Annotated in this window: 12 protein-coding genes; 5 read left to right on the top strand and 7 right to left on the bottom strand. The window is 72.5% G+C overall.

Annotated elements, in window-relative coordinates; genetic code table 11:
* Nucleotides 1-32: 32 nt before the first annotated feature.
* A complete protein-coding gene (locus tag DZF91_RS22280) occupies nucleotides 33-1,409 on the bottom strand; it encodes a glycosyltransferase (RefSeq protein ID WP_117359395.1) in 1,377 nt (458 codons plus the stop codon).
* Nucleotides 1,410-1,798: 389 nt separating this feature from the next.
* Here DZF91_RS22280 and DZF91_RS22285 point away from each other — a divergent pair, with 389 nt between their 5' ends.
* Genes DZF91_RS22285 through DZF91_RS22295 form a run of 3 tightly spaced genes read left to right on the top strand, consistent with a single transcriptional unit; the run spans nucleotide 1,799 to nucleotide 4,084 of the window.
* Nucleotides 1,799-3,046, top strand: a complete 1,248-nt coding sequence (locus DZF91_RS22285; protein ID WP_117359396.1) for a serpin family protein — start codon at nucleotides 1,799-1,801, stop codon at nucleotides 3,044-3,046.
* Between the two features lie 4 nt (nucleotides 3,047-3,050).
* Nucleotides 3,051-3,638: a histone deacetylase gene (locus DZF91_RS22290; protein WP_117359397.1), complete on the top strand. Its 588-nt coding sequence runs from the start codon at nucleotides 3,051-3,053 to the stop codon at nucleotides 3,636-3,638.
* Entirely contained in the window at nucleotides 3,635-4,084 is a 450-nt protein-coding gene (locus DZF91_RS22295; protein WP_117359398.1) for a peroxiredoxin, read from the top strand. Before DZF91_RS22290 ends, DZF91_RS22295 begins: the two co-directional genes overlap by 4 nt.
* 184 nt (nucleotides 4,085-4,268) lie before the next feature.
* Here the strand turns inward: DZF91_RS22295 and DZF91_RS22300 are convergent, their stop codons facing one another.
* Nucleotides 4,269-5,891: a CocE/NonD family hydrolase gene (locus DZF91_RS22300; RefSeq protein WP_117359399.1), complete on the bottom strand. Its 1,623-nt coding sequence runs from the start codon at nucleotides 5,889-5,891 to the stop codon at nucleotides 4,269-4,271.
* 149 nt (nucleotides 5,892-6,040) lie between these two features.
* Between DZF91_RS22300 and DZF91_RS22305 the strand changes: the two genes are divergently transcribed.
* Nucleotides 6,041-7,099, top strand: coding sequence for a mechanosensitive ion channel family protein (locus DZF91_RS22305; RefSeq protein ID WP_117359400.1), 1,059 nt, complete (start codon nucleotides 6,041-6,043; stop codon nucleotides 7,097-7,099).
* A gap of 7 nt (nucleotides 7,100-7,106) precedes the next feature.
* Here the strand turns inward: DZF91_RS22305 and DZF91_RS22310 are convergent, their stop codons facing one another.
* On the bottom strand, nucleotides 7,107-7,685 hold the full coding sequence (locus DZF91_RS22310) for a TetR/AcrR family transcriptional regulator (protein ID WP_158588010.1): 579 nt from the start codon (nucleotides 7,683-7,685) through the stop codon (nucleotides 7,107-7,109).
* A gap of 1,806 nt (nucleotides 7,686-9,491) precedes the next feature.
* On the opposite strand from DZF91_RS22310, the gene DZF91_RS22315 reads away from it, so the two are divergent.
* Nucleotides 9,492-10,913, top strand: coding sequence for an MFS transporter (locus tag DZF91_RS22315; RefSeq protein WP_235834475.1), 1,422 nt, complete (start codon nucleotides 9,492-9,494; stop codon nucleotides 10,911-10,913).
* A 172-nt stretch (nucleotides 10,914-11,085) separates the two neighbouring features.
* On the opposite strand, the gene DZF91_RS22320 is transcribed toward DZF91_RS22315, so the two are convergent.
* The 4 genes from DZF91_RS22320 to DZF91_RS22335 form a co-directional block, all read right to left on the bottom strand.
* Nucleotides 11,086-11,391: a hypothetical protein gene (locus DZF91_RS22320; protein ID WP_117359402.1), complete on the bottom strand. Its 306-nt coding sequence runs from the start codon at nucleotides 11,389-11,391 to the stop codon at nucleotides 11,086-11,088.
* Nucleotides 11,392-11,467: 76 nt separating this feature from the next.
* On the bottom strand, nucleotides 11,468-12,034 hold the full coding sequence (locus DZF91_RS22325) for an ATP-binding protein (RefSeq protein WP_158588011.1): 567 nt from the start codon (nucleotides 12,032-12,034) through the stop codon (nucleotides 11,468-11,470).
* Nucleotides 12,035-12,151: 117 nt separating this feature from the next.
* Nucleotides 12,152-12,769, bottom strand: a complete 618-nt coding sequence (locus DZF91_RS22330; protein ID WP_117359404.1) for a 3'-5' exonuclease — start codon at nucleotides 12,767-12,769, stop codon at nucleotides 12,152-12,154.
* A 139-nt stretch (nucleotides 12,770-12,908) separates the two neighbouring features.
* Nucleotides 12,909-13,586 (bottom strand): lysophospholipid acyltransferase family protein, encoded by a 678-nt coding sequence (locus tag DZF91_RS22335; RefSeq protein WP_117359405.1) that lies wholly within the window; start codon nucleotides 13,584-13,586, stop codon nucleotides 12,909-12,911.
* Between the last annotated feature and the right edge of the window lie 149 nt (nucleotides 13,587-13,735).

Consider the following 13,735-nt stretch of genomic DNA (forward strand, 5'->3'; position numbering starts at 1 on the left):
CGTCCCGCGGGGCGGCGGGACGCGGGGGCGGGTCAGGTCAGGGAGCCGACCAGCTCGCTGTCGGTCTCGGCCAGCGCGCTCGCGACGCTCGACGCGGAGGCGGCCTCCGAGGTCGGCTCGGGCTCGCGCTCCGGCTCCGGCGTGGGGGCGGGGACGCGGGTGGGCTCGGGCGCCTGCTGCGGCTCGCGCTCGGGCTCGCGGCCCGGCTCCGGCAGCGTCTCCGGCTCCGGCGTGATCGTCAGGTAGACGCGCTCGGTCTCGTCGGCGATCCGAGGCCAGCTGTGCCGCGAGCGCACCCGGTCGGCGGCGGCGATGGCGTAGCCGTGCCGCGTGGTCTCCTCCGCCAGCAGCTGCCGGACGGCCAGCCCGATCTGGCGCGGGCGGTTCGCCGGGACGTGCAGGCCGGTGATCGAGTCGAGCACCGCGTCGGCGTTGGTCCCGACCGGCGTGACCACCGCGGGGACGCCGCAGGCCATGGCCTCCAGGGCGGCGGTCGGGGAGGACCCGGTCGGGGAGAGGCCGAGCGCGAGCCGCGAGGTGCGCAGCAGACGCGGCAGCGAGCGGCGCGGCATCCGGCCGAGGAAGATCACCCGGTCGGCGACGTTCAGCTGCTTGGCGAGGACGGTCAGCCGGCGCACCGACGCGTCGTCCTCCAGCTCCTCGCGCTCGGGACCGCCGGCGACGGCCAGCTCGGCGTCCGGGACGTGCGGGAGGGCGCGGATCGCGGTCTCGGCCGAGCCGTCGGACAGGTTCCGGGAGATGACGGTGAGGCGCATCCGGTCGCCGCGCGGCATGGCCGGGCCGACCTCGGAGAACAGCTCGATGTCCACGCCGGGCGGGGTGATGCGGATCGCGTCGCGCCGCACGCCCGTCCGGACGGCGGCCTGCGCCTCGTCGGTGCTGCGGGCGAGGACGACGTCGGCGCCGCGGCCGATGGCCCGCTCGAGCCGCGCCCGGGCCGGGTGGATCTTCCGTCCGGCGCGCGCCTCGGTGGCGGCCAGGCCGTGGAAGGTCTGCGCGAAGGGGAGGTCGAGCTCGCGGGCGACCGCGCAGGCGGCGAGCCCGGCGATCCAGCCGTGCGCGTGCACGACGTCGGGGCGGCCCGCGCCTGTCCAGCGCCGGCGCAGCTCGTCGGCCAGGTCGCGGACGTGGTCCAGGAGCTGCTCGTCGGAGAGTCGCTCGACCGGACCGGCGGTCAGGTTGTACAGGGTGGCTCCCGGCGAGATCCGGGAGCGCGCGGGGGCCTCGGGGGTGCAGCGGCGGCCGTAGACGGAGACGCGGTGGCCGGCGCCGCCCTCGTCCTCGGAACGGCTCAGGGCGCGGGCCAGTTCACGGACGTGGGACACCTGGGAGTCGTCGCCACTGAAGTCGGAAGCGGAAACGAGGGCGATGTTCAGGGAACGACGCATTGGGGACCTCCGGGTCAGCACACGGGTTAACCGGGAGGTATCTGCGTCTTAGACACCTGGACATGCGAGTGGCCGCTCTGCCTTGCCCTGACGGGCGCCGGGCGGGGGGTTGGCTGTCCCCGCACCGGTTCAGGCGGTCACAACGACCATAGTCCCCGAGCCGCGCGACCGCCAAACGTGAGCGTGGTGGCTGTCACAATGAAAAGTGGCGGATGGGGGAGTTTGCCATGACTTCCGGGTGAGGCGATTTCTGCCCCTGAGCCGCGAAAAGTCCTCGAAAGACGGTCGTCCGGCACCCCGCGGCGACACGCCGGGAAGAACTTCCGCGCGCCGGGGCGCGGAGGCCGTCCGCCACGGAACCATGGCCTCCGCGACACCGTCCCATCGGTATGCCGACTCCCCGCTCTCTCGCCGCCGCGGTCTGCGCCGCCGCGCTCGCGGCGGCCCTCGCGGCGTGCGGCGACCAGCCGCCCCGGGTCCACGAACTCCGCGGCGCCGTCCTCGACGTCCCGCCCGGCGATCCGCGCCCCCTCGGCCGCGCCGACACCGCGTTCGGCTTCGGCCTGCTCTCCGCCTGGTGCGCCGCCGACCCGAACGCCAACATCGTGCTGTCGCCGAGCAGCGTCGCGTCCAGCCTGGGCATGATCCACCAGGGCGCGCGCGGCGAGACGGCCGCCGCCATGGCGCGGGCCCTGCACCTGCCGTCCGGCGACCTGCTGCCCGGCCTCCGCGCCCGCACGGCCGCGCTGCGCGCGCTCGGCGACAAGAAGACGTCCGTCAGGGTCTCCGACCAGATCTGGGCCACCGCCGGCGTGCCGACCGACAAGAACTACCTGGCCCGGCTCGCCACCGGCTACGACGCGGGCGTGAAGACCCTCGACTTCGCCGGCGCGCCCGAGGACGCCCGCAAGGCCATCAACGCGCAGATCAAGAAGGACACCGGCGGGAAGATCCCCGAGCTGCTCACGAAGGGCCAGGTGCAGTCCGACACGGGGTGGGTCCTGACCGACGCCGTCTACCTCAAGGCCGAATGGCGCACCCGGTTCAAGGAGGCGTCCCCCGACCGGTTCACCACCTCGGACAAGCGGGTCGTCCAGGCGAAGCTCATGAACGCCAGGAGCCGCTTCGGCTACGCGCACACCGCCGGATGGACGGCCGCCGACCTCCCGTACGCGGGCGGCGGGCTCCGCATGACCGCCCTGCTCCCGGACGCCACCGCCCCCGGCTGCCCGGCCCTGACCGGACCGCTGTTCGACCGCCTCACCGGCGCCCTCGGCACCGGCACCGACGTGGACGTCTTCCTCCCCAAGACGGACCTCACGTCCCGCCGCGAGCTCACCCCGCTGCTCACCCGGCTCGGCATGGGCGTGGCGTTCTCCGGCCGCGCCGACCTGCACGGCATCTCGCCCAAAGCCGACAGGATCCAGTTCGTGCAGCACGCCGCCACCCTGCGGGTGGACGAGAAGGGCACCGAGGGCGCCGCCGCGACCGGCGGCGGCGTCTCCGCGACCGCGCTGCCCGCGCCCGTCGAGAAGATCGAGGTCGTGTTCGACCGCCCCTACGTGATGGTGGTGCGCGACGCGAAGACCGGGGAGCCGCTGTTCATGGCCCGCGTCGCCGATCCCACCCGACAATGACCGGGTGAAGCTCTGGTACGTCGCCTACGGCTCCAACCTGCACCGCGACCGGTTCCTCTGCTACCTGCGCGGCGGACGCCCGGCGGGCGCGGCGCGCACCTACACCGGCTGCCGCGACCCGCGTCCGCCGGCCGCCGACCGGCCCGTCCTGCTGCCGGGCGGCGTCTACTTCGCCCTGACGTCCCTGGTCTGGGGCGGCGGCATGGCGTTCTACGACCCCGACCTCGCCGACGAGGTCCCCGCCCGCGCGTACCTGCTGTCCAGCGGGCAGTTCTGCGACGTCCTCGCCCAGGAGATGCGCCGCGACCCCGGCGCCGAACCCGACCTCACGCCCGCCTTCGGCGCCAACGGCCGCCGGGTCCTCGGCCCGGGCCGCTACGAGACCGTGCTGAACGTCGGCGAACTGGACGGCCACCCCATGCTCACCTTCACCTCGCCGCACGGCGCGGCCGACGCCGAGCTCAACGCGCCGTCCGACCTCTACCTCACGATGCTCGCCACCGGCCTGCGCGAGTCCCACGGCTGGACGCCCGAACAGGCCACCGCCTATCTGATGTCCCGTCCGGGTGCCCTTGGTACGGTTCGCCCATGAAAGTCGGAGACGTGGTGGACGACTTCGAGCTCCCCGACGAGACCGGCGCGCTCCGCCGCCTCAGCGACCTGCTCGCGGACGGACCGGTCGTGCTGTTCTTCTACCCGGCGGCGCTCTCACCGGGCTGCACCGCCGAGGCCTGCCACTTCCGCGACGTCGCCGAGGAACTCGCCGACCTCGGCGCCCGTCCCGTCGGCATCAGCGGCGACGCCCCGACCAGGCAGCGGGAGTTCGCGGGCCGCCACTCCCTCGGCTACCCGCTCCTCTCCGACCCCGACGGCGCCGTCCGGGCCCGCTTCGGCGTCAAGCGCGGCTTCGCCCTGGCCCCCACACGCCGCCAGACCTTCGTCATCGCTCCGGACCGGCGGGTCGTGGAGATCGTCAAGTCCGAGGTCCGCATGAACGTCCACGCCGACCGCGCCCTGGCCGCCCTCCGCAACCTCTGACCACCCGCCCCGACCCGCGTACGGCACCTGAGGCGCGGCCTACGTGACCCACGGTTCCCCTCTGGGCAACGCTGGGACTTCTGGCCGCACGACCTGCTTCGCGCCTCCGCCCCACGCGTTGGGTGCGCGCGCGGGACTGCGGTCACGCCGCCCGCCCTGCCCCGACCGCTCGACTGCCCGCGGGTCAGACGCGCGGGAGCAGGATGGCGGACGGCCGGTCGGGAGCGTGGAAGATCTCCTGGTCGGCCGTGAGGTGGTCGGTGGCGGTGCCGATGGGCTGGCCGGTCCCGGGATTGCGCGAGACGCGGGGGTAGGCGCCGCTGCACACCTGGACGCGGACGCGGTGCCCGCGCCGGAAGCGGTGCCCCGCCGGCCACAGCTCGACCGTGACGCGGCGGACGCCCTCGTCGTCCGGATCGGGGGCGCCGGGCACGAGGCGGCGCATCCCCTCGCACAGGTTGACCGACACGCCGTCCTCGTCCACGTCGCAGAGGCGCACGACGAAGTCGGTGTGCAGCCGGTCGGACCGGACGTACAACTCGGCCGAGACCGGGCCGATGATCTCGAGGTGCTCGTCCAGCACGGGCGAGGTGAACGTGAGGACGTCCCGGCGGCGTTCCAGTCGCGCCTGGTCGGCGACCGGCTGGTTGTCGCCGAGCAGCGTCGGGCCGCCGAGGAACGGCGTCGGATGGTCGGGGTCGTACCGGTACCGGTCGGGCTCCGACTCGGGCGGCGCGTCCGTGGCCAGGCCCCCGTCCGGGTGCAGGTGCCAGCGCTCCTCGCGCATGCCCGGGACGGGCCAGTCGGGGAAGTCGCGCCACTCGTTCGCGCCCGTGATGTACAGCCGTACCGGCAGCTCGCGCAGCTCGGACGGGTCGTCCAGCAGGTGCGCGCGGAACCAGGTCAGCGACTCGCCGACCGAGTCGCGCATCATCCGGCCGTCGGCGTGGAACCACGGCCCGATGGTCAGGTACGGCCGCCGTCCGCCCGCGCGCAGCGCCGCGTAGTCCTTGATCTGCCAGGGCAGGAAGATGTCGTACCAGCCGCCGGTCATGTTCACCGGCGCGGACACCTCCGACACCGTCCGGGTGAAGTCGCGGCGGTCCCAGAACGGGGTGTCGGGGCCGTGCGTGAGCAGGTCCTGGAAGAACTTCTGCTGCGCGCCGGTCGCCAGGACGTCCAGCTCGGCGAGCGGCTTGCCGGACAGCGCCGCGCGGCGCGCCCGCCGCGGCGACATGATCCCGGTGGTGACCCCCGACAGCGGATGCTTCATCCGGGCGGTGAGGTCGACCCAGGTCAGCGCCGCCTCCAGCGCGAACGTCCCGCCGACGTTCACCGCGTCCCGGAACGACGACGCGGTGACCTGCATCGACAGCGCGCGCAGCTCCGGCCCGGCCTCGGCCGCGACCGCCCACTGCACGTACCCGAGGTAACTGGGCCCGTGCATCGCGAACGTCCCGCCGAACCACGGCTGCCGCTTCAGCCACTCGATGGTGGCGAGGCCGTCCTCGCGCTCGTCCAGCGGCTCGAACACCCCGCCGGACCCGAACCCGCCGCGCACGCTCTGCACCACGGCCTGGAACCCGTGCGAGGCGAACGTCTGCCCGCACATCAGCCCGAACGGCCCGCGCCGCCCGTACGGCGACCGCACCAGGATCGTCGGCCGCCGCTCCAGTCCCACCGGCGCGTAGTGGTCGGCGAGCAGGGTGACGCCGTCCCCCGCCGGCACCTCGAGGTCCCTGGTGACCTCGACCCGGTGGGGGCCGTTCCGCAGACCGAGCGCCGTGACCCCCAGGCGGCGCAGCATCCCCGTTCCTACCACTCGCCCGATCGTAACGCTTCGCCCTGACATCCCCTTCGGGACGCCCTGCCCCATCCGCCCCGAACCGGGCGCGCGACGCGACTACGATCGATGCTTTGTCTGGAACGTCCGACGTAGGTGGAGGATGCCGGAGCATGCCTGAGTGGCCCGGTTGGGAACCGATCATCATCGCCGCATCCGTCATGGCGGTGACCCTGGTGCTGGCCGTCTCGCTGCGCCTGTTCGCGAAGCGGCTGACGGCCCGCGCCGAGGACACCCGGTGGGCCTGGGACGACCTGGCCGCCCGCCTCCTGTACGACCTGGCGCTGCCGCTCGGCCTGCTCGGCGGCGCCTGGCTGGCGGCGAACGCGCTGCCGCTGCACAAGGGGACGATGGTCGCGACCGGCCGCGTCCTGACGGCGGCGACCGTCCTGGTCGTCTCGCTGGCGCTGGCCCGCCTCACGGCCGGGATCATCGCGTCCGTCGCGCTGATCCGGCAGGGCACCGCGGCCAACGTCACCATCTTCACCAACATCAGCAAGGTCCTCGTGCTCGGCGTCGGCGTCCTGGTGATGCTGCAGAGCCTCGGCGTCTCCATCACGCCGCTGCTGGGCGCCCTGGGCGTCGGCGGTCTGGCCGTCGCGCTCGCGCTGCAGGACACCCTGGCCAACCTCTTCGCCGGCGTCCACGTCCTGGCGTCGCGCACGATGGAGCCCGGCGACTACATCAGGCTCAGCAGCGGCCAGGAGGGCTACGTCGTCGACATCAACTGGCGCAACACCTCGATCCGCACCCTGTCGGACAACATCGAGGTCATCCCGAACGCCACGTTCTCCAAGACGATCCTCACCAACTACCACCGCCCGGCGCAGGACATGTCCCTGCTGCTCCAGGCGAGCTGCGCCTACGACAGCGACCTGGACCACGTGGAGAAGGTCGTCATCGAGGTCGGCCACGAGATCATGGCCGAGGTCGAGGGCGGCGTGAAGGACGCCCAGCCCCTCGTCCGCTTCCACACCTTCGACGACTCCCGCATCCACTTCACGGTCATCCTGCGCACCGTCGAGTTCGGCGACCAGTTCCGCATCAAGCACGAGTTCGTCAAGCGCCTGCACCGCCGCTTCCGCCTGGAGGGCATCGAGATGCCCCCGCCCACCCGCAGGGTCCTGCTCCCCGGCGCGAACACCGAGCTCCCCGCCGGCCCCCGCGACTGAGGAGACCTCACGCCCGGACGGCGGGCACCAGGACGTTGTCGACGAGCTCGGTGAGGAACTCGTCGGTGATCGCTCCCGACTCCAGGGTGCAGCGGTACATCACCATCGCGGGGCCCATCTCCGCGTTCATGGGCGTGGCGGCGGACGCGCGGACGTCGCCACGCTCGACCCCCCGCTCCAGCGCGGCGAGCAGCAGTTGCTTGAGCGGGCTGATCACCCGGTCCCGCACCACGTCGCGCATCAGGTCCGTCGACTGCTCGCCGTCCTGCTTGAGGACCTGGAAGGCCGTCCCCCGCGTGGCGTCCACGACGCGCCGGTAGCAGCCCATCAACTCCATGAGGTCGTCACGGATGTTGTCGTGCACGGGCATGTCGGCGGGCACCGGCAGGACGTGCTGGAGCGCGTCCGCGACCAGCTCCTCCTTGCCCGACCAGCGCCGGTAGAGCGCGGCCTTCCCCGTCTGCGCCGCCGCCGCGACCCCCTCCATGGTCAGCCGCACGTACCCGACCTCGGCCAACTGCTCGAGCGCCGCGTTCAGAATCGCACTCTCCAGCGCCTCACCCCGCCGCCGCGTAGCCGTCCCCACCACTCCCACCTCCCGATCCCCCCCAAAGTACCCCCCGCCCCTCACTCCGCCCGCCCCTCCAACCCCCACCCGCGAGTCCCACCCCACCGCAACCCCAAACCCCCAAACCCGCCCCGCGAAACCCGATACGGCGCGCACCCCGAACCCGCGCGCACCCCGAACCCGCGCGAACCCCGAACCCGCGCGAACCCCGAACCCGCGCGAACCCGAACCTTCCCGAACCCAGAACCCGCGCGCACCCAGAACTGCGGGATCCCGGCACCGCGTGGCCCCGATAACTGCGTGGCGATGGGCACCGCGAGCCTCAGCCTCACACGAAAGTCGTGCCCCCGACATAAGCCCACCCGCCCAGGAGAAACGGACTGCCAAGGAACAGTGCGGGCGGCACCAGCCAGAGACGGTGCGGCTCTCGACCGAGTGGCGTGTTTGAGCCACCTCCCCAAGGCCATCGTGGAGCCGACCCCGCGGCTCTTGAGTGAAGAGTGTGCTTGAGCCACTTCATCCCCGCCGGTCCCGGGCCACCGAGTTGACCCGGGCGCCGAGGTGCCGCGGACGCCACGTGACCGTGGCACCGCGTGACGCTGGCACTGAGCTGCCCCAGGCACCGCGTGACCCTGGCCTCGCGCATTGGTGGCCACTGACATGACGCCCGCCGGACGAGGGCAACCGCGACACAGGGCAGGGCGCGCCTGACGGGACCAGCCGAGGAGGTGCCGCCAGCTGGATGGGAGGCCAACCAGAGGAAGAGGCGGGCGTAGAAGTCGGAGCGTGCAGGACGGCGCTCGGCCACCAGGCATGCCTGAGCTATCCCCAGCCCACCTGGGGATTTGTCTCGTGCCACCCGCATCGCGTGACTCTCAGCCTCGCGCGAATGGCGGGCCGGCGACAGGATGCCAGCCGGACGAGGGCGGCCTGCGGCACAGGGCAGGGCGCGCCTCGTGGGACCAGCCGACGAGATGACGCCATCTCGCCGGGCATGCCAGCCAGTGGACGAGGTGGGCGCGTAGAAGCCCGAGCGTGCCGTACGGCGCTCGACCACCAGGCGTGCCTGAGCCACTTCCGGCTCCCTTGGGATTGGCCTCGTGCGACCGGCCTCGCGTGGCTCCGTCCTCGTGCTCATGGATGGTCGCCAAACGACGTTGCAGGGGCGTAGTGGCTTGCTCAGGGCGCCGGCCTTGAGTGAGGAGGCGTGCTTGTCGGGGCTGTCTCGGGAGGTTGCGCGTGGGTGAAGCGTGCTTGGAGAGCGTGGTGGCGGACGAAGCGGTGAGGGGGCGTTAGTTGGCTGGTGGGCTGATGGGAGGTGTTGGGCGGGTGAGTGCCGTGCAGGGGAGGGGCGTGCCTGGGACTGGTGTGCGTGGCAGCGGTGTCTCGGGGAGGGGCCGGCGTGGCAGCGGTGTGGGTGGGAGGGCTGTGCGCGGTAGGGGCGTGGCCGGGAGGGTTGTGCGCGGTAGAGGTGTGGCTGGGAGTGCGGTGCGGGGGAGGGACGTGGGCGGGACGGAGGTCTTGGGGAGGTCGGTTCTTGGGAGGGCTGTGCGGCGCAGGGGCGTGGGTGGGAGGGACGTGCGGCGCAGAGGCGTGGGTGGGAGGGGTGCGCGGGTGAGTGGCGTGCGTGGGTTCGGCGTGGGCGTCGGGTGGGGCGGGGCGTTGGTGGCTTGAGTCGGGGTTGAGGCGGGGACGGGCGCAGTAGTGAACGCTGGCGTTCCCTTTTGGGGATTCGGGTGGTACCTTCGGCGCATAGTGAACGCTTCCGTTCCTTAAAACCTAACCTTCTCGGAGGTCGTCTTGTCGACTGTTCCGGGTGGACGGGTGAGTGTCGAGGAGAGCCCGACCACCTCCTCGGCGCGTCCGTCGCCCGACTCCCCCCGCCGCCCCGGTCTCGTGCTCGCCGTCATCGTCGGCTGCCAGCTCATGGTCGGGGTCGACACGTCGGTCGTCACCATCGCGCTTCCGGACATCCGTGGCGCACTCGATCTGTCCACGGGCGGGCTCGCCTGGGTGCAGAACGCCTACACGCTCGCGTTCGGCGGGCTTCTCCTGCTCGGCGGACGCGCGGGCGACATCGTCGGCCGCCGCCGGGCGTTCGTCGGCGGGATCGCGTTGTTCACCCTGGCCTCGCTGCTCGGCGGCGTCGCCACCGGCGGCGGGGTGCTCATCTGCGCCCGCGCGTTGCAGGGCGTCGGCGCGGCGCTCGCCGCGCCCAGCGCCATGGCACTGATCGCCACACTGTTCACCGGCGCGGCCCGGGTGCGCGCGCTGGGCGTCTCGTCGGCGGTGACGGGGGCGGGCGGCGCGCTGGGCATGCTGCTCGGCGGCCTGCTCACGGACCTCGCCTCCTGGCGGCTGGTGTTCTTCATCAACCTTCCCATCGGTGTCGTGATCGCGCTGGCTGCGCCCAGGGTGCTCGCTGAGCTCCCGCGCCGCGCGGTCGGCATCGACGTCATCGGCGCTGTGACCGGCACGGTCGGCCTGACGGCGCTCGTGTTCGGACTCATCCGGACGGGTTCGGACGGCTGGCACGACGCCCTGGCACTGACCGCGCTGGCGGCGGCCGTCCTCTTGTTCGTGGTGTTCGTGCTGGTCGAGGCCCGAGTGCGGCACCCGCTCGTCCCGCTGCGGCTGTTCACCGATCGGCGGCGCGCCGGCGCGTTCGTCGTGCTGGCGACCGTGGTCTGCGGGATGTACGGCGGCTTCTTCTTCCTCACGCAGTACATCCAGCAGAACCTGGGATACGGACCGCTGGGAGCCGGAGCCGCGTTCGTGCCGATCGTCGGCACGCAGTTCGCCGCGGTGCGCTTCGCGCCGCGACTGCTCGGACGGTTCGGCGCGCGCACCCTGGTGACGATCGGCGCGCTGCTGGTCGGCGCGGCCATGCTCTGGCTGGCCGCCCTCGACCCGCACCAGGGCTACGCCACCGGGCTCCTCGGCCCGTTCGTGCTGTACGGCGCGGGCGGCGGTCTCACCGTCATGCCGCTGATGGCGACCATCCTGGGCAGTGTCGCGCCCGAGGACTCGGGGGCCGCCGCCGGAGTCGCGCAGACGGTGCTGTGGTCCGGCGCGAGTCTCGGCGTCTCCGTCATGGTTTCGGTCTTCGACGCGGTCGCCGCGCACTCCGGCGGCCACGCCTCCACGGACGCCCTCGCCGGAACGTTCCTCACCGGAGCGGCCTTCGGCCTGATCGCGTCGCTCATCGCTCTTCTCACCCTTCGTTCCGCACGACCGTCGGACTGACCCGGCGCCCGAGAGGGGACCGGCACCGGTGACGCCCGCCCTGGGACGCGCCGGTGCCTCCATCGTGCCGAGCGGTCGCACCCAGATGAAAGCGGGCCGCGGAACTGTGGATAACTTGCCGAACAGCCTGGTCAGACGGTGCGCGGAGAGGACGGGCAAGAGGGCGGCGGGTTCACCGCGCCCGGCGTCTCCGCAGCTCGGTGAGCCATGCGCGGACCTGGGCATCGCTGTGCAGATAACCGCCGCTGTGCAGGTCACCCTCGCTGTGCAGGTCACCACCGGTCGTCCCGCCGGCGGGGAGGTCGATTCCGTGGAGGAGGTCGAGGGCCCACCAGGAGAGGTCGTCCCAGTCGATCCCGTCCCGCGCCACCCAGCTCGCCGCCCACCGGTCGGCCTCGTCGCGGGACAGCCGACTGGCGACGAGTTCCACGAAGCGCTCCTCGATCTCATCGAGAGTCGGCCGACCCGTGGCGCTCATGTCCCGACCATAGCGGCCGACCACAACCGCAGCGGCAAGGGCAACAGCGCGTGACCCGGATCAGATCAAATCCGGGTCACCCCTCGCGTCGGCCACCCTCGGAGACGCCCTCCGAGACGCGCTCCGCGTGCCGGTCCCCATCACCGTTGGACGACCAGTCCGCGGCGGACATCCGGCTCCCGAGGCTGTTCGCCCCGTACTTCAGGTGCTTCTCCAGCGCCACCAGCGATCCGTGGTCCGGGAAGGTGTGGAACCGCATGTCGTCGGCGAGCGCGCGCATGATCTGCAGGCCGCGTCCGGACTCGGCGGTCGGCGAGGCGGAGCGGCCGGCCTTCTCGACGGCCTCCGCGTCCACGCCCCGCCCGGAGTCGATCACCCGGATCACGCACCGCTCGTCCACGATGGTCACCCGGACCGTGTACTCGTCGCCCGCACCGGCGTGCCGGATCACGTTGGTGCACGCCTCGGTCAGCATCAGCTCGATGTCGCCGCGGATCGGCTCGTCCACCCCCAGGGTGTCCAGCGACGCGTCGAGCAGCCGCCGGGCCGCCGGGACGCTCGTACTGTCCCCCGGCAACCGCAACTCCAGGTTGATCTCCACGTTGCTCAACGCCTCCCCGCGCGTCGTCAGGCGGATGGTCATCGGTCCCAGAAGCGTGCCCCCACCCCGGGCCCCAAACCTGTCCGCTCGTCCAGACGGGCCATACGCTCTCACTCCCAGGGCCATGGCGGACGGACCGCCACACCGCGAACGCGCATGTCAGGGCACGTGCGAGGAAGGATTCTCCGACCGTCGCGCGGTGGGCCAGTCTCCGCGTTCGACGAGGCGGAGCAGCAGGGCGGCGATGTTCCACGCGTCGTCGGCGCCGCTGTGGTGCCGCCCTTCCAGGGGAATCGCGGCGTGCCGGAGGGCGCCCGCCATGCCGAGTCTCTTCGGCAGGCCGTGGGCCTCGGACCACAGCGCCTTCACGTTCACGTGCCGGCGTCCGAACGGGTAGCGGACGCCCGCCGCCGCCGCCGTCTGCCGCTCGAACTGCTTGCGGTCGTAGTCGCCCCAGCTCACCCACGTGCGCGTGCGAGCCGAGTGCTCGCGCTCCAGAAGCGCGCACGCCTCGGCGAACGAGACGCCGGTGTCCGCTTCGTCCTGCGTGAGCCCGGTCAGCTCCGTGCAGAACGCGCTCACCCGCGAACGCTCGGGACGGACCAGGACGCGGTGCTTCCCGACGCGCTCCCGCGCCTCGAGGTCCACCACGCAGAGCCCGATCTCGATGATCTCGTTGACCTGGCCCGCCGGGCGCCGTCCCTCCCAGCAGGTGGCCTCGACATCGACCACATTCACATAGCGCTCGGAGGCCACATAGCGCCCGGAGATGTCCATGCGCGGCACCGTAACCGCGTGCGGACGCCGTCCGCGAGTGCTTTATCCGCTGCTCTGTCCGCGTCCGCGAGTGCTTTATCTGCTGCTTTATCCGCGTCCGCGAGTGCTTTATCCGCTGCTCTGTCCGCGTCCGTGCGGGTCAGTCGCGCCGCCGGATCGGCGCGTAGGAGTCGACGTACTCCTGCCCCGTCAGCTTCTGGATCGCCTGCATGACCTGGTCGGTCGCGTAGCGGACGGCCTCGCGGTCGCGTTCCTCGCCGGTGAACTCCATCGGCTCGCCGAACCGCACCTCGATCTGCCCGGCGTTGGGCAGGAGCCGTCCCTGCGTCCGCAGGCGGTCGGTGCCGACGAGGCCGACGGGGACGACCGGCGCGCCCGTCCGCAGCGTGAGCCGTCCGACGCCGGTGTGACCCCGGTACAGGCGTCCGTCGGGGGAGCGGGTGCCCTCGGGGTGCAGCGCGAACACCTCGCCGCGGCGCAGGACGGCCTCCGACGCCTCCATCGCGGCGACCGCCGCCCGTCCGCCCGACCGGTCCACGGCGATCGCCCCGACGCCACGGAAGCACGCCGCCTGGATCCGGCCGAACCGGCCCGGACGCGTGAAGTACTCGTGCTTGCCCAGGAAGAACACCTGGCGCGGGACGACCAGGGGCAGCAGCAGCGAGTCGGGGAGCGCCAGGTGGTTGGCCGCCAGGATCACCGGACCCGACCGGGGCACGTGGTGCCGTCCCGACGTCTTCGGCCGGAACACGACCCGCAGGGCGGGCCCGAGGAGGACGTGCTTGGCGAGCGGATAGACGAGACGTTCGGGCTCCATGCCCAGAACGCTAGGTTCTGTCCGCGAAGGCCTGCCCTGCCGGGGCGATACAAGCCCACAGGCGAGGACTTTGTAGGATTCCTCACTTGTGCGACAGCCCGTCGAATGGAACGCCGGGTCACCGGCCCCGCACGCCGTTGCCGACTTCC

The sequence above is a fragment of the Actinomadura logoneensis genome, assembly GCF_003428695.1.
GTDB classification, from domain to species: Bacteria; Actinomycetota; Actinomycetes; order Streptosporangiales; family Streptosporangiaceae; genus Spirillospora; species Spirillospora logoneensis.